19 protein-coding genes and 3 tRNA genes are annotated in these 23311 nt (G+C 57.8%); 10 read left to right on the top strand and 12 right to left on the bottom strand.

Going from position 1 to position 23311, the window contains the following annotated elements:
• The 7 genes from ACTQV4_RS08975 to ACTQV4_RS08945 form a co-directional block, all read right to left on the bottom strand.
• The coding region (locus ACTQV4_RS08975; RefSeq protein ID WP_441569672.1) for a hypothetical protein at positions 1-661 on the bottom strand (661 nt) is incomplete at its 3' end.
• A 164-nt stretch (positions 662-825) separates the two neighbouring features.
• Positions 826-1767 (bottom strand): dTDP-glucose 4,6-dehydratase, encoded by a 942-nt coding sequence (gene rfbB, locus ACTQV4_RS08970; protein ID WP_441569671.1) that lies wholly within the window; start codon positions 1765-1767, stop codon positions 826-828.
• An 18-nt stretch (positions 1768-1785) separates the two neighbouring features.
• Positions 1786-3009 carry a glycosyltransferase family 4 protein gene (locus ACTQV4_RS08965; protein WP_441569670.1) on the bottom strand — a complete coding sequence of 408 codons (1224 nt, stop codon included), beginning with the start codon at positions 3007-3009 and terminating at the stop codon, positions 1786-1788.
• A gap of 26 nt (positions 3010-3035) precedes the next feature.
• A complete protein-coding gene (locus ACTQV4_RS08960; RefSeq protein WP_441569669.1) occupies positions 3036-4166 on the bottom strand; it encodes a glycosyltransferase in 1131 nt (376 codons plus the stop codon).
• Positions 4167-4252: 86 nt separating this feature from the next.
• Entirely contained in the window at positions 4253-6049 is a 1797-nt protein-coding gene (locus tag ACTQV4_RS08955; protein ID WP_441569668.1) for an AAA family ATPase, read from the bottom strand.
• Positions 6050-6251: 202 nt separating this feature from the next.
• Positions 6252-7913 (bottom strand): hypothetical protein, encoded by a 1662-nt coding sequence (locus ACTQV4_RS08950; RefSeq protein WP_441569667.1) that lies wholly within the window; start codon positions 7911-7913, stop codon positions 6252-6254.
• Between the two features lie 138 nt (positions 7914-8051).
• Positions 8052-8483, bottom strand: coding sequence for an RrF2 family transcriptional regulator (locus ACTQV4_RS08945; protein ID WP_154518293.1), 432 nt, complete (start codon positions 8481-8483; stop codon positions 8052-8054).
• Positions 8484-8706: 223 nt separating this feature from the next.
• On the opposite strand from ACTQV4_RS08945, the gene sufC reads away from it, so the two are divergent.
• Genes sufC through sufU form a run of 5 tightly spaced genes read left to right on the top strand, consistent with a single transcriptional unit; the run spans position 8707 to position 14060 of the window.
• The gene (gene sufC / locus ACTQV4_RS08940; RefSeq protein ID WP_441033050.1) at positions 8707-9507 is read left to right on the top strand and encodes a Fe-S cluster assembly ATPase SufC; all 801 of its coding nucleotides are present in this window, start codon (positions 8707-8709) and stop codon (positions 9505-9507) included.
• 12 nt (positions 9508-9519) lie between these two features.
• The gene (gene sufB, locus ACTQV4_RS08935; protein ID WP_441569666.1) at positions 9520-10932 is read left to right on the top strand and encodes a Fe-S cluster assembly protein SufB; all 1413 of its coding nucleotides are present in this window, start codon (positions 9520-9522) and stop codon (positions 10930-10932) included.
• Positions 10932-12311 carry a SufB/SufD family protein gene (locus tag ACTQV4_RS08930; RefSeq protein ID WP_441569665.1) on the top strand — a complete coding sequence of 460 codons (1380 nt, stop codon included), beginning with the start codon at positions 10932-10934 and terminating at the stop codon, positions 12309-12311. Before sufB ends, ACTQV4_RS08930 begins: the two co-directional genes overlap by 1 nt.
• Complete coding sequence (locus tag ACTQV4_RS08925) at positions 12308-13633, top strand: aminotransferase class V-fold PLP-dependent enzyme (RefSeq protein WP_441569664.1); 1326 nt, start codon at positions 12308-12310, stop codon at positions 13631-13633. Before ACTQV4_RS08930 ends, ACTQV4_RS08925 begins: the two co-directional genes overlap by 4 nt.
• Entirely contained in the window at positions 13626-14060 is a 435-nt protein-coding gene (gene sufU, locus ACTQV4_RS08920) for a Fe-S cluster assembly sulfur transfer protein SufU (RefSeq protein WP_441041897.1), read from the top strand. The genes ACTQV4_RS08925 and sufU overlap by 8 nt, the downstream gene beginning before the upstream one ends.
• A gap of 633 nt (positions 14061-14693) precedes the next feature.
• Here sufU and ACTQV4_RS08915 read toward each other — a convergent pair.
• Positions 14694-15506: a transposase gene (locus ACTQV4_RS08915; RefSeq protein WP_441569663.1), complete on the bottom strand. Its 813-nt coding sequence runs from the start codon at positions 15504-15506 to the stop codon at positions 14694-14696.
• A gap of 403 nt (positions 15507-15909) precedes the next feature.
• On the opposite strand from ACTQV4_RS08915, the gene ACTQV4_RS08910 reads away from it, so the two are divergent.
• The 3 genes from ACTQV4_RS08910 (at position 15910) to ACTQV4_RS08900 (ending at position 19685) form a co-directional block, all read left to right on the top strand.
• The gene (locus ACTQV4_RS08910) at positions 15910-16644 is read left to right on the top strand and encodes an iron-sulfur cluster assembly scaffold protein (protein ID WP_006235554.1); all 735 of its coding nucleotides are present in this window, start codon (positions 15910-15912) and stop codon (positions 16642-16644) included.
• An 18-nt stretch (positions 16645-16662) separates the two neighbouring features.
• Positions 16663-17667, top strand: coding sequence for a GGGtGRT protein (locus ACTQV4_RS08905; protein ID WP_154518278.1), 1005 nt, complete (start codon positions 16663-16665; stop codon positions 17665-17667).
• A 491-nt stretch (positions 17668-18158) separates the two neighbouring features.
• Positions 18159-19685: an FAD-dependent oxidoreductase gene (locus tag ACTQV4_RS08900; RefSeq protein WP_441033033.1), complete on the top strand. Its 1527-nt coding sequence runs from the start codon at positions 18159-18161 to the stop codon at positions 19683-19685.
• A 391-nt stretch (positions 19686-20076) separates the two neighbouring features.
• On the opposite strand, the gene ACTQV4_RS08895 is transcribed toward ACTQV4_RS08900, so the two are convergent.
• From ACTQV4_RS08895 to ACTQV4_RS08885, 3 genes are all read right to left on the bottom strand, one after another.
• Positions 20077-20152: transfer RNA gene (locus ACTQV4_RS08895), tRNA-Lys, on the bottom strand.
• 43 nt (positions 20153-20195) lie between these two features.
• Positions 20196-20271: transfer RNA gene (locus ACTQV4_RS08890), tRNA-Lys, on the bottom strand.
• Positions 20272-20293: 22 nt separating this feature from the next.
• Positions 20294-20370: transfer RNA gene (locus tag ACTQV4_RS08885), tRNA-His, on the bottom strand.
• Between the two features lie 165 nt (positions 20371-20535).
• Here ACTQV4_RS08885 and ACTQV4_RS08880 point away from each other — a divergent pair.
• Positions 20536-21717, top strand: coding sequence for a pyridoxal phosphate-dependent aminotransferase (locus tag ACTQV4_RS08880; RefSeq protein ID WP_441033027.1), 1182 nt, complete (start codon positions 20536-20538; stop codon positions 21715-21717).
• A gap of 140 nt (positions 21718-21857) precedes the next feature.
• Entirely contained in the window at positions 21858-22748 is an 891-nt protein-coding gene (locus tag ACTQV4_RS08875; RefSeq protein WP_427727921.1) for an ROK family protein, read from the top strand.
• Positions 22749-22860: 112 nt separating this feature from the next.
• Here the strand turns inward: ACTQV4_RS08875 and ACTQV4_RS08870 are convergent, their stop codons facing one another.
• Positions 22861-23310, bottom strand: coding sequence for a VanZ family protein (locus ACTQV4_RS08870; protein ID WP_441033024.1), 450 nt, complete (start codon positions 23308-23310; stop codon positions 22861-22863).
• Position 23311: the final 1 nt, after the last annotated feature.

Raw genomic sequence — 23311 nt, 5'->3', positions numbered from 1 at the left:
CGTAGAGCATGGCGCCGTCCTCGCCGTAGAGCACGGTCTTGTAGCCCAGGTCGGTCAGGCCGGTCGACATGGCGCCGGTGGCGCGGTCGAAGTTGTACCAGCGGCCCTCGATCCTCTGCTCCCCGTAGAGCATGGCGCCGTCACGGTAATAAAATGTTCCGCTATCAGTCTTGCTCCAGCCGTCGGCCGCCGAAATCTCCGCCAAGTCCTCGTCGGAAGGAGCGGTCGGCAAATCAACATCGGCATCGGATTCGATCCGATCACTATCAGATCCCTTGTCTTGACTGGAGGAATGATTGCCTTCTTCCGAATCGTCTGAAGAAAACGAATCTTTAGACTCCGACTGAACCTTATCAGAAGTACCGTCATCAGTGGTGCTGTTGCCGTCTTCAAAATCTGATGAGGACGGGGAGGCAGGATTCGCGGACGCATCAAGCTCAGGGTAATGGCTTGAATCCCACGTTTCATCCGTAGCCAAAGAAGAAACAGCGAAGCCGCCCTCAGGCTGAGTGACGTAGAGCGAAGGCTGTGCTTCGGCAGCGAAGGCTTTGCACGGAAACGCAAGGAGAGTAGAAATCGCGAGAATACCCAGCCCAGCACGACAAATGGTCTTTCTTTTTGAAAGAGGGCAGCTTCGCAATCTATATAAACGAACAGACAATTTAAATCCCTTCTATACGACTTAAGCCATTATATAAACGCATCGCCCACGCATAGTTTATTTCCAAACAAGTTGAAGCCATAAACAGCTCGCCAATTAGGCTCTATTTAGTAAACAATTGCAGGATGTTGCTAATGAGGTAATGTGAGCGTTCGTTAAAGTGATCATTCACTAAAACATAGCCGTAAAACCTCTGCTGCGAAATCATTGTGAATTGGCATCCAATCGAGTTCGCGCCGAAGCCTGCTCGCATCTATAGAGTAACGTCGATCATGTCCCGGACGATCCTTCACCCAGTCAATGTAGCCCTCACTCTGACCCATTGCCTTAAGAATGGTTGTGAGAACCTCAAGGTTGCTGCGCTCGCAATTAGCACCAATGAGATACGTCTCCCCAACCTTCCCTTTAGTCAAAATAGACCAAACGGCACGGGCGTGATCCTCAACATGAATCCAATCGCGCACATTAAGACCGTCGCCATACAACTTGGGGCGTTCACTATGTTTAATGCATGCAATGGAATGCGGGATGAACTTCTCGGGATGCTGGTGCGGACCGTAGTTATTACAGCAATTTGAAATCGTTGCACGTAGGCCATAAGTACGAATCCAGGCCCTCACGAGCATGTCAGAGGCCGCCTTGGAACTGGAATACGGACTACTCGGCCGATAGGGGGACTCCTCGGTGAACTTACGCGGGTCATCGAGCACAAGGTCTCCGAACACCTCGTCAGTCGAAATGTGATGGAACCTCACATTGAACGTACGTGCGGCTTCGAGAAGCCGATATGTACCATCAATGTTCGTTTTTACAAAAGGCTCAGGGTCGGCAATCGAATTGTCGTTGTGAGACTCGGCAGCGTAATGCACGATTGAGTCGTGTCCAGGAACAACTTGATTAAGGAGGTCTGAGTCACAGATGTCGCCAACAACAAGCTTCACTCTGTCCTCAGGAAACCCAGCGATGCTGTCAGGATTCGCGGCATAGGTAAGTTTATCCAGCACTGTTATATGAACATCCGGGATATTGCTCACCACGTAGCGGACAAATGCAGAGCCACAAAACCCACAGCCGCCGGTTACCAAGATATTTCGCGGCTCAAACATTATGTCCCTCCAGAAGTCCTAGCCAATAAGCCCCTCAATCAACCGCACCGTCTTGAGATACGAGTGCGGACGATCAAACTGCTCTTCTGCGATGGCTCGCGCTCGTTCCCCCATTTGCGCTCGGCGAGACGAATCTTCAATAAGGTCAATAAGGACCCTAGCCATACCTTCGGCATCTCCGGGTTTAACGTTTACACCAAACCCATCGGCCTCAACTTTTGCTCTAAACTCCTTGCTGCACGACGTATTGACCATAGGCTTTCCGGCGGCAAGATAGTCACCAATCTTGGTCACGATGCTCTGAGCGGCCTTCTCCACCAGCGAGTTGATCGTAATGTCACTCTTGGACAGCCAAGCAGCCATTTGGTCATACGGCAAATAGCCGTGGAAGGCTACAGAAGCACCACAAGATTGCGCTGCGGCCTTAAGATTCTCACGTTCCGAGCCATCGCCCAAAATTTGAAGCTTAGCTTCGGGATGAGATTTCTGTACCAACGCCATGGCATTAACCAACGTCTCCAGGTCATAGCACGCGCTTAACGTACCGGCATAGGAAACCCAAATATCACCAGCAGGCTTATCAATCTGCGGAGCATTCACAGAAACGCCGGCATCAAACTCACATAGCTGGTTGCCGACATAAACGGTTTCACTCGGAATGCCAGCTCGTGCATCACGCAGACCACGCTCGCGATACTCATCCGAAGTACCAACAATGGCATCGGCCATCTGATATACGGCTTTGGCCTGTCGATAAAACGGCGCGAACAAGATATCGGAAAGAACGGGAACGTCGAACGCCACACGGAAGGCCTCAGGCCAAAGGTCATTAACATCGACCACAAACGGGATATTAAACTTTTGAGCAGCTTTACCAATTTCCCTGGCAACATCATTGGGTGGAATCTGGCAGTAAATCAAGTCGTAATCATGATGCCAATCGAAATACTCCGATACACGTTTGGCAACGACGTGATGTGCCCAGATACGCTGGGGACACATGTTCTTGGGGTAAAACGGTTCCTCAATAAATCGAATTGTATAGGCGTCAGTCCCGGCATTAAAGTGTTCAACGTCGCGTTGACGTTTTTCCCAATGCTGAAATCCCGAAGTAATAAAATCGACATCATAGCCATGTTCATGCAGCAACGTTGCAAGATATACATAGCGCGTTGCGCCCTTGACCTCATTGCCAAGCTTGGCATCTTGCGTATAGATGGCAATTCGCTTCTTGTCTGTCATATCAATAATCCACTCTCACAGCTTCGTTAGGCACTAGTCTTATCGCGGCGCTCCCCTTTTTCGGCAGCTCGACGATTGCCAAACAAACCGATACGCGAGAAAGCGAACCCAAAACCATTAATGCGCAACGAATAGACGAACTCAGAGGCAAGATAGGCGACATATGCCACTTTATTGGCCGAAACAACTACACCGGTGAGCTGGGAGTATGTCTGCTTAAATGCACCGCTGATGTGCGACATGCCCGAAACGATTTCAGGATTCATGCGTTTAAACAATGCCGCACAGCGAGCCTTAAGTGCCGGATCCTCAAAGGCCCCCTGCTCAACAAGGCCACCAACATACCTAAAACCAATGGTATAGAAAGACTCAAGAATCCCCTTGTCGGAAATATTAAGTTCATCAACGATATCTGCCATATCATTCCAACGAACAATAGGGAGATCGCTTGCTTTTTTAGCCGAAGACGACGTAGGAAGATCTTCACGATAGCAATAAAACGAATCATCGGTATACGCAATCGAGCGAGCCTGAGCAAGCGTTTGAATCAAGAAGGGATTGTCCACCCATCCGGCACCGGGCACCTCTTTAAAGCGAATTCCAAACTCATCCAAAAACGAACGCTTGTAAACTGCACTCCAAATGGAAGGGTGATGCTGGATCAGACGAGGATTATCCCGCAACGTAAACGGCTGCCTCTTTGTATTAATTCGCTTGTAATAGGCGCAGTGACATACGTTCTCCTGTGGAGTACCGGGCATACACACACGCCAATATGCCGACTTCACAACATCGGGCTCTCCGTATGCATGGGCAAGGTCCATCAGTCGTGCATACATACCAGGCTTAAGGTAATCATCGGGCTCGACAATGGCAATATATGCACCTCGAGACTCCTCAATACCACGATTGACCGTAGCACCATATCCCTGGTTCGGCTTATCAATAACGCGAATTCGGGAATCAATTTCCTCGTGGCGCCTCATGATTTCCAGTGAGTTATCAGTCGAGCCATCATTAAGGACAATAACCTCAAGCGATGCAAGGTCATCGGCCTCGATGCTCGTCAGGCACTGATCGAGATACTGTGCCGTATTAAAACACGGAACAATAACTGAGACCTCTATACGCTCATCAGAATGCAAATTGCTCGGCACTTAAACCCCTTTGGGAACGCAAATCAGAACTGTTTAATCCTAGCACAGCGGTATTAACCGCTAAAAAACTGCTCATACGCCCGCCCCTACAGCCGCTGGCATACTACGGACACATGCTGTCCATCAAAGCCAAACCCCCAGCGCATGCGGCCCACGGCAGGACGTGGCACGCGAATGTCGTCGAGACCGCTCCGCTCGATATCGAGCAATGCCTGTACCGACAGAAGCTCTAGGCCCAACGCATCGACATCGGAGTCGTACAGCATGCTGACCGAGATAAGCGGGCGGCTATCCAATATGCCAAGTGTATCCACCGCATCAAAGGTATTGGCGGTCGGAAACACCTGGAAATCCACAAACTCCGAACCGTGCGCTCGTTTTGCAACAGGGTCGGCATACCCAGGCAACCCAAAACAAAGACCCTGCAGTGCCAAACGAAAAGCCAGCGGCAAATCCGACTCGTCTCCTTCGACGCCCAAGTCATTAATAATTGCGTCCAAAGCTCGCCTGACTGCACGCTCGTCACCGCGGCTAAGACCCTCTTGGAAGTCATCGATAGTCTCGGCACTCTCGGCAGCGCACTCGAACCATTCGATAATCACAAGACGCAGCGCATACCGGAGCTCGTTATTGGGAAGGCGCAGGGCGTGGGGCAGACTGCCGTCCGCCTGGCGATCAGTCGCATCTGTCGTCAGGAGTCCACTCAAATACAAATCGGTCCAAATACCTTCCGCTGTCCCGGCATCAGGCTTCACGGCGTCCAAGCACAGTGGCGCCTCAACACAGCCATACGGATTAAGCAAATCAAACATTGCCGCAAGCCATCTCAAATCCCAGGCGCCCACAGTCTCGTTCAGACAATCGGCATAGCAACATACATCAAAGCGCGTTGGCGGCAGGCAGCCCCGAGCCAAGAAGTCAACCACACGAGCCGGGTTCGAACAATAGAACCCGCCAAACCGGTAGCCTTCGAACCATTCGCGCGCGCAAGCCAGTCTGTCGCTCTGACCAGTGTAATCTAGCAGCGCCCTGTTTTCGGCATCCGAAAAACCAAACCAGCGATCGCACCAGCTCGACAAGGGCGAAGCCAAACAATACGGGCAGTTGCGATGCGCAAGTGCCGCCCGTGCGGGGCCGGGTCGCTCCCCCATCAAGCAAACCAGCCGCAAAGAATCGATCGAGGAGACAATAACGTCAAAGAGCAGGCGGTCAAGCAACTCGACAAAGCACGAGCCATAGGCGCCCTTCGCCTGCATATGATTCGTAAACGCCGCGTCATACCCATCAACCAGCAGCACAACCTGTTCATCACATGCCATACGGAGGAGCTCGATTAACACGCCAAGAGCCGAATCGATTTCATCAGAACCGGCAACACCGCGCGCTACGCGCTCGATATGGCGCACGTCGCCGCGCGCTAAATCGGGAACTTCCAGCAGCGGCAACAGACGAGCGCACTCACGAGCGACGGCATCGCGCATGGCGGCCTCGGCATCGGCGCCTCGATAGGAGGAAGCAGAAAAATCCAAAGCAATGACCGGATAGCGTGCATACTCATCACGATAGACGCCATCTTCTGCGTCCCATATTTTGCTACCGATGAAGAGATTGACGTTAGACGAGCCGGGCACAGGACGCTCCAGATAACATTTGAGCATGGAGAGGTTCATACTCTTGCCAAAACCATGAGGCCGACAACAGAGCGCCACAGTCGATTCGCAATCTAAGATATCGGCAATAAACATGGTCTTATCAACTAAGACACAATGATCGGCGGCATCGGCAAAATCATGAATATCAATCGTCAGAACGGCATTTCCGCCGGGATTGAGCAACTTTACGTCAAAGGTGTTATCAATATCATACATTGCCTGTTCAGACACCGTTTTATCTCCCCTTTTAGAATAACGATGCCATTTTAGCGACCATCTTGGTAACAATTTTATTGTTCAACAAATGATTCGGGTAACGGTAGAAATGACTCCATAAGGGGGGCATAACAAAACGATTCGCAACAAATAGGGATCCGGTGCTATCGCATCGGGCCCCTATTTGAATCGCTAAGGCAAAACGCTCGCTGAGAGCCTACTTTTGGGCGTCTTTCTCCGCAGCGTCTTTGTTTTGCTGATCAAGTTTATGCTTACCGCTCACAATAGACGTAGCGCCCAATGTGGCCAAGCTCGCGCTGGCAAGGCTCGCCATCAAAATCAAGTCACCCGTCTTGGGCATGCTGCCCTTAGAGGACTCAGTCGTCGTGGCTGAGGCAGTCACAACCTTGGTCTTACCCTGGTTCTGGTCGGCGCCATCATCAGCCAGGCCCTTGGACCCATTGTCGTCCGCGTGCTTGCCATCCTTACCAAGGCGGGGATCCTTCGATTCCGCACCGTCGACTTCCGTGCCCTTGTCGGAATCAGACCCCTTAGACCCCTCGTCCTTCGAATGGCCTTTAGCTTCTTCGGTCTTTTCCGTAGCGGCCTGGTCGGAGCCATCCTTCTTGGAAGACGAGCTGCTGTTGATGCCAGACATCAGCGAGGAGCCAAACATGGAGCCAAGCTGTTCGCTCGCAGAGGGTTTGTCATTCGTCGACGAGTCGCTCGAACCGGCAGTCGATCCACTGGCGGAAGAACCAGACCCTGCCGCAGCATCTGCGGAATTCGAAGGCGAGGCAGGCCCCGCGCTGCCGCCCGAAACGACATCGCCATTTCCATCGCTTGCTCCGGCATCGTTCGAAGGAGTATCGACGGTATCCTTGTCAGCACCATTGGTATCGGCACTAGACCCAGAGGGAGCAACGGGAGCGGCGGGCGCCGGAGTCACGGGCTCGGGCTCGGGCTCAGGCTCGGGCTCAGGCTCAGGCTCAGGTTGAGGCTCGACCGGCGGCGTCGCCGCGGCCTCGTCCTCGGTAATATAGACCAGGCAATCCTTAAGCTCGTTCTTGTAACGGTTCTTCCAGCCCTCGTGATATTGCGGCTGGCTCGAGTACTTACGGGCAACGTTATTGACCACGCTGCTGGAAAGCGCCGTCACAAATTCACGGTCGGTCATATCGTTTGTAAGATTTGCCCAGCGGAAAAAGTCCTGGCAGCCATAGGTGCCGCACATGTTGGTGATGCTCCACACCATACCCTTGACGCAATCGGCGCGGCCAGAGATATCAATACCAAGCGCGCTCTTGAGCCAGGCCTCGGTCACCGCGTAATAGGAGTTGTATGCATATGAATCTTGCAGCGCCGAGAACTCAGCCGGATCGGCGTTATAGGCGCCCTGGAAGGCCCCCTGTGCAATGCGGCCCAGCTCTGTCAGCTGACCGTTCGAATACATGGGGTTGCTTGCGTTGGAGATATCGCCCCCGCGGTCAATTGCAGACTTAAGCATGCCGTACTTGGCAGAATCGTAGTTGTAGACCTGCTTCATAAACGGAATGAGCGACCAACGACGGTCGAACTGGTAATAGCCCAGCGCGTTATAGCCGTCGCCGTACGAAAAGCCCTGGTTATAGTTGCCGTGGCTCTCATACTTGGTAAAGTACTTCATCTCGCTGGTCACATTGACAAACGAGACGCCTTGGACCGACCTCAGCACGCCCGAGAAAGACTGCTGGGTATAAAGGCCCTTATCGATATCGGTGGCATCCGAGGCAACGCCCGGCGTGGGCTCATCCGCAGCAGCGGGCGCGGGCGCGGCAACGGCGCCAAACGAAAGAGCCAGCGTCAATCCGGCAACAATCGCAGAATGCTTGGGCTGCATAAGATCCTCCTTGCATTGGTGTAGTTAAAGTGCAGTTTGCAAAGATAGATTTAAGTATCGCAGCAAGACCGATGTCGTACAACAACAACTCGACAAACGATAACGCCCTCCGCGAAATCTTAAGGAATTGTGCTCGAGTTATAGCTTGATATCGAAGTTAATCTCGGGCACGGCCGCCAAGTCGGCCAACGTCACGCCGTCGACGTACTTTTCAATCACGTCGTCCAGACCGCGCCAGAATTTCACAGTAGAGCACAGATCGCTGCGAGTGCAGTTGTTATCGATGCCATCGCATGCGACGGGCGCCGTGCTGCCCTCGACGGCGCGCAGTATATCGCCGGCTCGCACCTCGGCCGGGTCCACGGCCATCATGTAGCCGCCGCCCTTGCCGCGCACACTCTTGAGCAAGCCCGCCTTCATAAGCGGACGGACCAGCTGCTCCAAATACTTTTGCGAAATATGCTCACGGTCGGCAATCTCGCGCAGGGCGATTTTGCCCTCGGCGTCACCGAGCGCCGCGATATAAATCATCAAACGGAGGGCATAGCGGCCCTTAGAAGAAATGAGCATACCTACCCTCCCGTTGCGCTTGAGAAATTATCATCAGCAGGGTTTGCCCCAGATGCCAAGCGTGTGGGGCAGACGATCCCAATTATTATGTCCCACATCTGAAAAGTCGAGTGGATTAGTCGGGTTTTCCCTTGACTAACGCCGAACCCATAGTAACTTTATTCCGAGAAGATTCCTAGGGTTTAGTACACCTATGAGTACACCATAAACAGAGAGGGACAGCATGAGCGCAAATCCGCTGCTTTCCATCGAAGGTCTGACCGCCTCCGTGGACGAGAAGACCATCCTCCACAACGTCAACCTCAACGTCGCCGCCGGCGAGACCCATGTGCTGATGGGGCCCAACGGCGCCGGCAAGTCCACCCTCGGTCACCTGGTCATGGGCGACCCCGTCTATACCGTGCAGAACGGCCGCATCGTCTTTGACGGCCAGGACATCACCGAGCTCACCACCGACAAGCGTTCGCGCGCCGGCCTGTTCCTGAGCTTCCAGGCTCCGGTCGAGATCCCGGGCGTGCCGCTGTCGAGCTTTTTGCGCGCCAGCATCGCCGGCCGCCCCGGCCTGGAGATGAAGGGCAAGGAATTCCGCCGTCGCGTCAAGGAGCTCGCGGCCGAGCTCAACATGGACACCGCCTACCTCAACCGCGAGCTGGGCGTAGGCTTCTCGGGCGGCGAGAAAAAGAAGGTCGAGATGCTCCAGCTTCTGCTGCTGCAGCCCAAACTCGCCATCCTGGACGAGACCGACTCCGGCCTGGACGTCGACGCCCTGTCCACCGTCAGCCACGGCATGGACGCCTACCGCAAGAGCTGCAACGGTTCCATGCTCATCATCACGCACAACACGCGCATCCTGGAGCACCTGGATGTCGACCGCGTCCACGTTATGGTCAAGGGCCACATCGTGCGCGAGGACGACGCCTCGCTGATCCCCTGGATCGACAAGAACGGCTTTGAGACCTTCGAGCGCGAGGCCGCCGAGCAGCGCGCCCAGGCCGAGGCCGTCGCTGCCGAGCAGCAGGCGTAAAGGGGCGACGCAATGACCAAGAACCGCACCGAGGTCGCGGACATCGACCGCAGCCTCTACGACTTCACCTATGGCGAGGAGGGATTCGAGCGCCTCGACGCCGGCATCACGCCCGACATCGTGCGCGAGATCAGCGCCAAAAAGGACGAGCCGCAGTGGATGCTCGAACTGCGCCTCAAGTCCCTCGAGATTTTCAACCGTTTTCCCGACCCGACGTGGGGCCCCTCCATCGAGGGCCTGGACATGGACAACATCGTCACCTACGTCAAGCCCAACACCGACCAAAAGCACGACTGGGAGTCGGTGCCCGACGACATCAAGAACACCTTTGAGCGCCTGGGCATCCCCGAGGCCGAGCGCAGCTACCTGGCAGGCGTCGGCGCGCAGTACGACTCCGAGCTCGTCTACCACAACATGCAGGACACCGCGTCCAAGATGGGCATCGTCTACTCCGGCATCGAGGAGGCCCTGCACGACCCGCGGTGGGAGCCGCTCATCCACGAGAAGTTTATGACGCTCATCCCGCCCACCGACCACAAGTTTGCGGCCCTGCACGGCGCCGTGTGGTCGGGCGGCTCGTTTGTCTACGTGCCCAAGGGCACCAAGCTCGATTTTCCGCTGCAGAGCTACTTCCGCCTCAACGCCAAGGGCGCCGGCCAGTTTGAGCACACGCTCATCATCGTCGAGGACGACGCCGACCTGCACTTTATCGAGGGCTGCTCCGCGCCCAAGTACAACGTGGCCAACCTCCACGCCGGCGCTGTCGAGCTCTTTGTGGGCAAGCGCGCGCACCTGCGCTATTCGACCATCGAGAACTGGTCCAAGAACATGTACAACCTCAACACCAAGCGTGCGCGCGTGGACGAGGACGGCGACATCGAGTGGATCAGCGGCTCCTTCGGCAGCCACGTGGGCTACCTCTACCCCATGAGCGTGCTCAACGGCCGCCGCGCCCGCTCGAGCTTTACCGGCATTACCTTTGCCGGCGCCGGCCAGAACCTCGATACCGGCTGCAAAGTCGTGCTCAACGCGCCTGAGACCTCGGCGACCGTCGAGACCAAGGGCATCTCCAAGAGCGGCGGCATCCAGACCTTCCGCAGCTCTATCGTGGCCACGCCTAAGGCCGAGGGCTCCAAGGCAACCGTGAGCTGCCAGTCGCTGATGCTCGACGACCAAAGCCGCTCCGATACCATCCCCGCCATGGACATCCGCGCCAAGAATGTCGACATCGGCCACGAGGCCACCATCGGTCGCATCGGCGACGACAAGGTGTTCTATCTGATGAGCCGCGGCATCTCGGAGGAAGAGGCCCGCACCATGATTGTCAACGGCTTTGCCAACCCGGTCTCCAAGGAGCTGCCGCTTGAGTACGCCGTCGAGATGAACAACCTGATCAAGCTCGAGATGGAAGGAGCGATCGGATAATGAATCAGACCACCAACACGCCGAACGCATTTACGTCATCCGAGCTTCTGCAGTGCGACGTATCGGGAGCGACGAGCCCGACGACGCGTACTAAAGGTACGCGAGGAGGGTCGGAGCCCCGAGACGGCGTGCTGCAGGAGATCGGGGGCGTCAACGCGATGCCGGCCGCCACTTGGGGTTGGCTCAAGATGAACCAAACCAGGCTCGAGCTTTCGGACGAACTTGCCGCCGCTCCCGCCGAGGCCGTTGAGGTCGAGGGGCTGGACGAGCAGATCCATGGTGCGGCCGACGCCTTCGACGCCGCCATGGACGCCATGGCCGAGCGCTTCCCCGAGCGCCGCGCCTCTGCCCCCGGCGACGCCGCCGACCGCGCCCGCATCACACCCGAGACCGAGCTCGACGTGCCCGCCACCTCTGTCTACCAGGCCGGCGCTATCAAGCTCGAGGAGGAGCTCTCCCCCGCCGAGGCCTTCGAGACCGGCATGGGCGAGGCCGCCTACACCTATCTGGCCGACCATGCCACCAAGCACATCGTCATCGATGTGCCCGCCTACGGCCGTGCCACGGTCACCGTGCGCGTGAGCGGCGTCGATGCCGCCGCTGCCATCGCCGCCATCGATGTCGTCGCCCGCCCGCAGGCAACGCTCGACCTGCAGATCGCCCTGGACTCCCCCGTTACCGGCGAGGGCGTCGTGGGCTCCGTGCTGCGCGTGTGCGCCCACGAGTACGCCACCGTCAACGTTGCCTGTACGCAGACACTCGACGACAGCTGGATCGCACTCGATGACGCCGGCCTGTTCCTGGACGAGGGTGCGCGCGTCAACGTGCAGCACACCGTACTGGGTGCTGGCGCCAGCGCCACCGGCCTTGCCGGCGACCTGCTGGGCGATACCGCCAAGGTGACCATCGATACCGATTACCTGGGCGCCCGCCAGCAGGTGCGCGACTTTAACTACGAGCTGCGCCACCGCGGCCGCAAGACCGAGTGCGAAATCGATGCCAACGGCGTGCTGACCGGCACGTCCAAGAAGGTCTACCGCGGCACCATCGACCTCGTGCACGGCTGCAAGGGTGCCGTCGGCACCGAGCGCGAGACGGTGCTCTTGGCCAACAAGGGCGTCGACAACAAGACCGTTCCCGTCATCCTCTGCGACGAGGACGACGTCGCCGGCAACCACGGCGCCACCATCGGCCACGTCCGCGACGAGCAGCTGTTCTACCTCGCCTGCCGCGGCCTTGACCAAAATGCCGCCGAGGACCTGTTCATCCGTGCCAAGCTGGAGGACGCCGCACTTTCCGCCGCCGACGAGCGCATCCGCGCCGCCGTCGTCCGCTTGGGCAACAACCTGATCGATAACTTTGAGGAGGAGCTCGCATGATCGACACCGAGCACGTTAAATGCGATACCTGTACTGCCCCCGAGCCCATGGAGTTCGACGCCAGCGATGAGGCCTCGCGCGGCTGGCCTACCGTCGACATCGAGACCAACCCCTACAAGGCGCAGTTCCCGCTGTTCCAACAGCACCCCGAGATCGCCTTCCTCGATAGTGCCGCCACCGCGCAGCGCCCCGCCTGTGTGCTCGACGCCGAGCGCGATTTCTACCAGCGCATGAACGCCAACCCCCTGCGCGGCCTGTACTCGCTGTCCGTCGAGGCCACCGAGGCCATCGCGAAGGTGCGCCAGCAGATCGCTGACCTCATCGGCGCCTCCCAGGCTAATGAGATCGTCTTCACCCGCAACACGAGCGAGTCGCTCAACCTGGTCGCCAAGAGCTTTGCGCCCACGGTGCTGGAGCCCGGCGACGAGGTCGTCATCACCATCATGGAGCACCACTCCAACCTGATTCCGTGGCAGCAGGTCTGCCGCGAGACCGGCGCCAAGCTCGTCTACCTCTACCCCACCAAGACCGGTCAGCTCACGACCGAGGAAGTGCTTGCCAAGGTTGGCCCCAAGACCAAGATTCTGGCCGTGGGTCAGATCTCTAACGTGCTGGGCGTCGAGAACCCGGTCAAGAATCTCGGCAAGCTCGTGCACAAGTACGGCGGCTATCTGGTCGTCGACGGCGCGCAGTCGCTGCCGCACATGCCGGTCGATATGGCCGATCTGGAAGCCGACTTCTTTGCCTTTAGCGCGCACAAGGCCATGGGCCCCATGGGCATCGGCGTGCTGTGGGGCAAGATGGATCTGCTCAACGCCATGCCGCCCATGCTTACCGGTGGCGAGATGATCGATTCGGTCACCGAGCAGGACGCCGTCTGGGCGCCCGTCCCCGAGAAGTTCGAGGCCGGCACACAGGACGCCGCCGGCGTCTTCGCCACGGGCGCGGCGCTTGATTACCTGGTCAATACGGTGGGCTACGAAAACATCCAGGCCCGCGAGCAGGCACTCGTCCACTACCTGATGGGCGAGCTCATGCAGCTCGACTTTGTCCAGATCATCGGCTCCATCTATTGGGACAACCACCACGGGGTCGTGAGCTTTAACGTCAAGGGCATCCACCCTCACGACGTCGCGAGCATCATGGACATGGACGGCGTCTGCATTCGTGCCGGTCACCACTGCGCGCAGCCGCTGCTCACCTGGCTGGGGGTCGAAAACCTTGCCTGCTGCCGCGCCAGCGTGGCCTTCTACAACGACAAGTCCGATATCGATAAGTTCATCGCCGGCCTGTATCACGTTTGGAGCACGTTCAATGGGTAATCTGTACACCTCCACCACGTTTATGGAGCACAACTCCCACCCCGACTATAAGTACGAGATGGATGCGCCCACGCACGAGCACGACGGCATCAACCCCAGCTGCGGCGATGAGCTCACCCTGCAGCTGCGTGTCGAGAACGATGTAATCGAGGAGGCATCCTTTACCGGTCACGGCTGCGCCATCAGCCAGGCTAGCGCCGACATCATGGCCGACCTCATCACGGGCGAAACGGTCGAGGAGGCTCGTCGTCTGGCAGGGCTTTTCCTCGCCATGATCCGTGGCGAGGAGCTCTCCGAGAAAGACTTGGAAGACTTGGACGAGGCTGCTCAGCTCCAGGACATCTCACACATGCCCGCCCGCGTCAAATGCGCCGAGCTCGCCTGGCGCACCCTCGACGGCATGCTCGAGGGTCAGGCTAACCAGTAACGGATGCCCCGAATCCAAGGTTTTTGATTGCCGAGCCGCCCGATACGGGCGGCTCGGCTTTTTCATAACGAGCGCACGCGCAGCCACGCTTCCGGCGCCCAATCTGTCATTTATCGCGCGGCCAACCGCAAGCACAAGCGTTTTTCACAGTACCAAAGGCTTGCCACAGGGCCACGGGGCACGCCGAGCAAAGAGCCAGGCACCGTCCTACTAGGCTCCGGCTCGCCTCCTGCCTGCCGCAGACGGGTCCCATAGGGTGCGGCGTGCATTTTTGCGAGTTTTCAGCACGCCAAGCTATGTGCATACAAATCACGAGCATAAATTAGCGCCTTCGGGCGCGTATTTATTGCGTTTTAGAACAGGCATTACGGTCTACGGGGACGCAAACGCGTGCTTCGGGGCGTATTGGAAGACAAATAATTGTCTCGGGGCCCGCAAGTTGCAAGGTTATAGCAGTTCCGACAGCACTACGATGCTGAAAACTCCGCTTTTTGCACGGCGTGGACGGGGGTAGGCACGGGCAAAACCGGACTGAGCTATTATTTTATGCAAAACGGCAATCATTCTATGCATATTTAGAAGTGTAGTTAACGTCCAAGCATTTAGAATGATGGTCCCAGTGGGCAGACAGCCCTATCCCAGGCTGTCATCAGTCCGCACCGCCGTTCGAGCACGGGCGCGCACAATACGAGAAGCGGTACTTTTGCTTATCCCCGTATACCGCTCAATCTGGCGCACCGTAAAACCAGCATCGTGCAAGCCAAGAATAACGATACTGCGCTGCGCCGGCGGCGCCGCTTTAACCCCCTGGAGCGCAACCCCGCATCCCTTCGCCAACTCGTCGGCAAAGGCGCGCCGCCCCAACTCCATCTCTACCAAATCGCGCATCGCCGGATCGCCGCCGTCGGGCGTCGAAAGCGAATAGGCAATAAAGGCTTTGGCAGAACCAAAAAGCTCAAGCACGCAAGAAGGATCGGAAAATCCCCTCCTAGCATCTGCCTCGTCACCGTCGTAAACGCGCAGATGCTCCGCAAAGCTGCTCCAGGGATAACGCTCAATTAGGTTGATGCCCGCATCCTGCGGATCGGCGTGAACGGAGCGAACAGCCTCCATCACCTGCCGGTCGGTATCGAGCGAACAGCGCTCAAAACGTTCCCGGAACAGGCAGCCCGAACGCCCGGTACGCTTATTGAACCGACGAGCATACGTCAACAGCAACCGTTGCATGGCTGCACTCATGTTGTCCTCATAATCCAAAAGTACCAGATCCACATGGTCGCCCATGAGGCACCACGCCACAATCGTTACCTGGGCATCGCGGCAGCAGTCGCGCATCAGCTCCAAAAACTCCCACCGGTCCTCGTCGCTCTCAAAGATCAGCTGACTGCCCATACCGCGGGCACAGACATGGTAAAAACCAGTGATCGTTTTCCAAACGCGCTGCATAGTGCTCCCTTCGCCGGGACCTGCATACCATCCAATACATCACGATTGAAACGTGCCATCAAAACATTCACGCAAAATGGCACCCGTCGACGGTAAAAGGCGGCAAACCGACGGCGAATGGCATCATAACCACAGGCTAGACACCGCAACATAGGCAAGAACTAACTAAATACTTGACCAGAACTGACCCCCTAAAACGTATCGCATAACCGCAAACAACCTTGTTAAATCGTTTCAATTGAAAGTTCCGCGCTTCTCGTTACGAAAACTGCGCCGTTCGCCGAATATTCCGTGCATTTCGCGGTATTATAGGGGCTGCATGTCATGTCCCTTTCGAAGGGTCGCCCGGCAATCACCAGCCACGACCTCCAGACGGGACGCCAACACGATAGAGAGGAGAGGCATGCAGTACTCACAGGAAGTGGAGAACATGTGCCCCGTTGCCAAGGGTGCATACCACGGCCCCGCACCCATCCCCGAGGAGGGCAAGTGGGTCCAGGCTAAGGAGATTTCCGACATCTCCGGTCTTACGCACGGTGTGGGTTGGTGCGCACCTCAGCAGGGCGCCTGCAAGCTCACGCTGAACGTCAAGGACGGCATCATCGAGGAGGCCCTCGTTGAGACCATCGGCTGCTCGGGCATGACCCACTCTGCTGCCATGGCTTCCGAGATCCTTCCCGGCAAGACCATCCTCGAGGCCCTCAACACCGACCTTGTCTGCGACGCCATCAACGTTGCTATGCGCGAGATCTTCCTGCAGATCGTTTACGGCCGCAGCCAGACCGCGTTCTCCGAGGGCGGCCTGCCCGTGGGCGCCTCCCTCGACGACCTCGGCAAGGGCCTTCGCTCTCAGGTCGGCACCATGTTCGGCACCAAGGCCAAGGGCGCTCGTTACCTCGAGCTCGCTCAGGGCTACGTCACCCGCATGGCTCTCAACGACAAGAACGAGATCATCGCGTTCGAGTTCCTGAACCTCGGCAAGTTCACCGACGCCGTCAAGGCCGGCAAGACCCCCGAGGAGGCCATCGCTGGCGCTATGGGCCACTATGGTCAGTGGGAGAACGCTGCCAAGTACATCGACCCGCGCACCGACGAGGAGACTCACTCCGTCGCCAGCGTGTTCCCGGTTCACGAGTAGAAAGGGAGGGAAATAACTATGACTGTTACGTTCGAAGGTTACGAGCGCCGCGCTGACAAGATCAACAAGTGCCTCGCCGACAACGGCATCGCCTCCCTCGAGGAAGCTCTGCAGATCTGCACCGACAAGGGCTTCAACCCGCGTGAGATCGTCAACAACACCCAGTCCATCGCCTTCCAGAACGCCGAGTGGGCCTACACCCTCGGCTGCGCTCTCGCTGTCAAGCGTGGCGCCAAGAACGCTTCTGAGGCTGCCGCCATCATCGGCGAGGGCATCCAGGCCTTCACCGTTCCCGGCTCCGTCGCCGAGGACCGCAAGGTCGGTCTGGGCCACGGCAACCTGGGCGCTATGCTGCTCTCCGACGACACCGAGTGCTTCGCCTTCCTGGCCGGCCACGAGTCCTTCGCTGCCGCTGAGGGCGCTATCGGCCTGGCTCTGAACGCCAACAAGGCTCGTAAGAAGCCGCTGCGCGTTATCCTCAACGGTCTGGGCAAGGACGCCGCCCAGATCATCGCCCGCATCAACGGCTTCACCTACGTGAAGACCCAGTTCGACTACTACACGGGCGAGCTCAAGGTCGTCGAGACCATCCCCTACTCCGATGGTCCCCGTGCTGCCGTTAACTGCTACGGCTCCGACGACGTCCGTGAGGGCGTTGCCATCATGTGGCACGAGAACGTCGACATCTCGATTACCGGTAACTCCACCAACCCCACGCGCTTCCAGCACCCCGTCGCTGGCACCTACAAGAAGGAGCGCATCGAGGCTGGCAAGAAGTACTTCTCCGTCGCTTCTGGTGGCGGCACTGGCCGTACCCTGCACCCGGACAACATGGGCGCCGGCCCTGCCTCTTACGGCATGACCGACACCATGGGCCGCATGCACTCCGACGCCCAGTTCGCCGGTTCTTCCTCCGTGCCTGCGCACGTCGACATGATGGGTCTCATCGGCATGGGCAACAACCCCATGGTCGGTGCCACCGTCGCCTGCGCTGTCGCCGTCGAGGAAGCCCTCAAGGCCTAATCGCGCCTGCGCGATGCTCATATAGTTGAGCTTCGGAGCCGCTATCCACCCGGGTAGCGGCTCTTTTTTATTCCAAAACAGCCAATCGCTTTGGATTGCTCCACGAAAACGGCCCATCTACTACGTTTAACCCGCGCAGGTCGGCCATAGCCGGTTTTTTTGAAAATCAATAAGCCGTCTACCTGCGGTTTAAATTTTTTAATTCTCGGTATGGTTGGGGGTGACCGCTCAAACGTAGTAGATAGGCCCATTTCGTGGCGAGCGGATCGACCCGAGGCGCAGGACAGCTCGTAAAGCCCCGTCTCAAATTGACTACTCCAAAATAGATGTCCGATATATCAGTTGCAGAGAAATACGAGATGCCCGGAGACGAAGCCAGCGAATGCGTATGACGTCCACCTGCCATATTCGCCCTTTACCGAATAGCGCGGCCTTTGCATCGCATTAGTTGATCACCCATGCGACAATGCGCCGGACGAGAAAGGAATCCCATGGAATCGACTGATGTACTGGTAATAGGATCTGGCATTGCGGGCCTTTGTGCCGCCATAGAAGCGGCACGCGCGGGCGCGACCGTTGCCGTCGCAAGCGCCGCCAAGACCATGAGCGGATCGAGCTTTTTCCCGGGCACCTGGGGCCTAGGTCTCATCGGTCCCGTTAACGAAGACGACGAACGGGACCTCATCGACACCGTCCAGACCGTGGGCGGCGGCGTCGCCGAACCTACGCTCGTCCAGACGTTTGTCCACGGTATTCCCCAGGCCATCCAATGGCTCGAGCAGGATCTAGGTGTTGAGCTCCAACGTCCGCAAAGCGCCGAGAGCGCCCAGCAAAAGCAATTTATCCCCTGCTTCGACCATAAGGCACGCAATTGGCGCGGCCTTACCCGCAAGCCCCTTGAGGACGCGTGTACGGCCCAGATCGAGTCTCTCGGCATTCGCCTGTTCCCCCGCCACGAGCTTATCGACCTTGTTGAGGACACAACCGGAAAGATTATCGGCGCCGTACTCTACGACCGCACAAACAAGCATCTCGTGCCTATGGCAGCTAAGGCCACTATCATCGCTGCGGGCGGCACGGGTGGCCTGTTCGAGCGAAGCCTCACTTCCGCCGACGTGCTCAGCTCCTCGCAGGCCATCGCGCTGGCACACGGCGCAACGCTCACTAATATAGAGTTCATGCAGATGATGCCGGGCTTCATCGAGCCCAAGCGCAACCTTGTCTTTAACGAGAAGACCTGGCGCTACGTACATGTAGACCAGCCGGTCGATATCGCCGACGACAAGCTGGACGATCTACTTGAGCAACGCTCCGGATATGGTCCCTTCACCTCGCGCTTGGCCTCCCGCGCCATCGATCTTGCCATCGATCAAGCGGGTGCCGAAGGTCTGGCGCTCCACTACGACTTCCCCCGCGAGGACGTCCCCGAGTTTGTGCAGACCTTTGCCACCTGGCTACAAGACGAGCACGGCATCGCGCCGACCGACGAGATGCGTGTGGCGATGTATGCCCACGCCGCCAATGGCGGCATCAAAATCGACAAGTCCGCGTACACGGGCGTTGAGGGCCTCTATGCCTGCGGCGAGGCGACAGGCGGCATGCACGGAGCCGATCGCATTGGTGGCCTGTCAAGCGCCAACGGCATCGTGTTTGGGCGCATCGCGGGCGCCTCGGCAGCCCAAGCAGCACAGAATGCACCTGAGGTGGCCCCAAAGGCGGATGTCGCCCTCCCCCAGTATGGCATTGCCACAACAGACGCCGAGCGCCTAACCCGTAGCCTCAAGCACACGATGAGCACCTACTGTATGATCAACCGCACCGAAGGGGGCCTATCCAAGGCACTACACGAGCTTGAGGGCTTGAAGACGGAGGCAACGACCTTGAGCACACAGAAAGCTCAGGACAGCGAAATCGCAGCCCTCGCCCGCCTGCAATCGCAGATTCAGCTGGCAGCGGAAATGGTCAAAGCCATGCGCAAACGGACCGAAAGCCTCGGATCGCACTATCGAGCGGACTGATTCGATTCCCACCTTGAGCTTGATCACAATTACTCAACATGTATCGAGCCCCGTAAGCATGATTCCCCTAAGGAGAACACGCTTACGGGGCTTTAGCCGTGTTTTCCCTAAGGGAATCACAATGGAGATTTCTCAGCTCCGCGCCCTTTCGGGTTCGACCCATGTATGGTCAACAAAAAAAGCGACCAGCCTAAGCCAGTCGCTTTAACGTTCTTTGGTGGGCCGTCAGGGGGTCAGCCTGCTGCGCAGGCGGCCGCTGCGGCGCTTCGCTCCTTGCGCGCTGCGCTGGCAAACGCTTACGCGTTTCCTCAGCTCCGCGCCCTTTCGGGTTCGACCCCATGCAAGGTCAACAAAAAAGCGACCAGCCGAAGCCAGTCGCTTTAACATGCTTTGGTGGGCCGTCAGGGGGTCGAACCCTGGACCTTGGGATTAAGAGTCCCCTGCTCTACCAACTGAGCTAACGACCCAAAGCTAAAGTCCGTACTAGCGGACTTTAGAGGAGATATCGTGTGGTGGGCCGTCAGGGGGTCGAACCCTGGACCTTGGGATTAAGAGTCCCCTGCTCTACCAACTGAGCTAACGACCCGATATCAACACGAAGCAAGAACTGGGGTGGGTAAAGGGACTCGAACCCTCGACCTACGGGACCACAACCCGTCGCTCTAGCCAACTGAGCTACACCCACCGTGTCCTGTGCGCTTCGCGCTCGACTATTATTGCAAGGAACGCCACGCGACGCAAGCCCCAATTTTCAAGAATTTTGAAAAGAGTTTTTCGGATCCATTTCGAGCAAATCCCACCGGTTCCATAGGAGTAAACTTGCCCCACCCCGATGTTCGAAAGGACAAGCATGAAAGAACTCTCCAATCGCACGGCAACGTTTACCGATTCGGTCATCCGCCGCATGACGCGCATCTCCGATATGTACGGCGCCGTCAACCTCTCGCAGGGCTTCCCCGACTTTGATCCCCCAGCGCAGCTGCTCAAGAGCCTGAACACCATCGCCACCGATCCCAAACCGCTCTACCACCAGTACTCCATCACCTGGGGCTCCCAGGCCATGCGCGAGGCGCTTGCCGCCAAACAGGAGCACTTTATGGGCATACCGATCGACCCCAACCAGAACATCGTGGTCACTTGCGGCTCCACCGAGGCCATGATGGCTGCCATGATGACGGCCACCAACCCCGGCGACAAGGTCGTCATCTTCTCGCCGTTCTACGAGAACTACGGCGCCGACACAATCCTTTCGGGTGCCGAGCCCATCTACGTGCCGCTCAACCCGCCCACATTCGACTTTGACCGCGAGACACTCGAGGCGGCCTTCCGCGACAACGACCCCAAGGCCATCGTCCTGTGCAACCCTTCCAATCCCTGCGGCAAGGTCTTTACGCGCGATGAGCTCACCTTTATCGCCGATCTCTGCAAAAAGTACGACGCCTACTGCATCACCGACGAGGTGTACGAGCACATCGTCTACGCGCCCCACGAGCACGTCTATATGGCCACGCTGCCCGGCATGTTCGAGCGCACCATCAGCTGCAGTTCGCTATCCAAGACGTACTCCATCACCGGCTGGCGTCTGGGTTACACCATCGCCCCGGCCCAGATTAGCGAGCGCATCAAGAAGGTCCACGACTTCCTCACCGTGGGTGCCGCCGCTCCCCTGCAGGAAGCCGTCGTCACCGCCCTCAACTTCGACGACAGCTATTACCAGGAGGTCCTCGATCTCTACACAGCCAAGCGCGATCTTTTCTGTCAGGGGCTCGATAGCATCGGTCTTGAGCATAACGTGCCGCAGGGCGCCTACTACGTCATGATGGACATCTCTGAGTTTGGCTATGACAGCGACCTCGACTTCTGCGAGGACCTCGCGTCTAAGGTGGGCGTGGGCGCCGTGCCCGGATCGAGCTTCTTCCGGGAGCCCGTCAACCATCTGATTCGCCTCCACTTTGCCAAGCGAGACGAGACGCTTAACGCGGCACTGGAGAACCTCAAGTCGCTACGCGATAAAATCAAGCCGCGCGGGTAAGGACGGCCCGGCAACTAAAGCACCCAAAGAAGCCCCGCACCGCACGCGCGTTGCAGGGCTTCTTTTTATAGCGCTTTCTTAATTTGTTTAAAGCGCTATACTTTAGTCACGGAGCAACTCGTCCCAGGGGGAGGAATACTATGGCAGAGCAGCAGCTTATCGGAGCGCTCGAGGCCGGCGGCACCAAGATGGTCTGTGCCACGGGCTATGCAGACGGTACGGTTCTGGAGCGTGAGCAGATCGCAACCACGACCCCGCAGGAGACCGTTGAGGCCGTCAACGCATGGTTTGCAAACAAGGGCATCGCCGCGCTGGGCATCGGCGCCTTTGGCCCCACCGCAGTCAACCCTGCCTCGCCCCAATACGGCAAGATCTTGGAGACGCCCAAGACGGCATGGCGCTACTTTGACCTGCTGGGCACCATCCAAAACGAGCTCAATATTCCCTGTGGCTACGATACCGACGTCAACGTCGCCTGCTTGGGCGAGGTCACCTTTGGCTGCGCCCAGGGCCTCACCGACGTGGTGTATCTGACCATCGGCACCGGTGTGGGCGCCGGCGTGCTCTCGGGCGGCCAGCTCGTACACGGCATGATGCATCCCGAGGCAGGGCATATCCTGGTCACACGCGATCCGCGCGACACCATCGGCGAGCACAGCGGCTGTCCTTTCCACGACAACTGCCTCGAGGGCCTCATCGCAGGCCCCGGCATTAAAAAGCGCTGGGATGGCAAAAGCGCCGGAGACATGGCCGATGACCCGGAGGCCATGGACCTGCTTGCAGGCTACTTGGCACAGGCGCTCATGACCTACACGCTGTGCTATGCGCCGCAAAAGATCATCATCGGCGGCGGCGTGGCCGACCACACCCCCATCGTGCCGCTCGCCCGCAAAAAGTGCGCCGAGATGCTCAACGGCTATATCGTCACGCCCGAGGTCAACGACATCGATACCTACATTGTCAACAACAGCCTCGAGGGTAAGCAGGGCATCATGGGCTGTCTGGCCCTTGGCGCACAGGCGCTCCAGTAAAAGGTGCACCAACGACACACGGTATTGCCGGGCCCGTTAACGCGCAGACAACGCTATCGCGTCCTGCAGGGCCCCCAAACGCACAAGGCCGTCTAGGACCAAGCAAAACGTCCTAGGCGGCCTTTCTGGTGCATACAAGCGATCGGAGGAGATATCGGAGCACGACGCCGGTAGCCGCTCCGCAGCAATCAATCATCACGTCGGTGATCATGCCGGCGCGCCCCGGCACAAATAACTGAATCGTCTCGTCGATTGAGGGGACCAGCAACAGAAAAACCACCATGGGAAGCAGTCTGTCAAAAGTGCGTCGACCCTCGATATCAAAGGCATGTGTCACCAAAACACCGAGCACCATATACTCGGTAAAGTGTGCGCACTTGCGGACGACAAAGTTGGTTACCCATTCATACGGCAGGCTCAAGCTATGCAAAAACCCGCGGACGTTCTCCATGATCGCCAAGCTCAGTGAGCCGGACCCCGTGCCGGGAACCAGTGAATTGCCCCAGATCAGCAACACCATGGCGCAGGCCGCAACCGCCCACTTACGATCGATCTTAATCATG

It is taken from the genome of Collinsella sp. LCP19S3_B11 (genome assembly GCF_052121915.1).
GTDB lineage: Bacteria > Actinomycetota > Coriobacteriia > Coriobacteriales > Coriobacteriaceae > Collinsella.
Note: the sequence above shows the minus strand (reverse complement) of the source record. Positions and strands in the feature narration are given on the sequence as shown.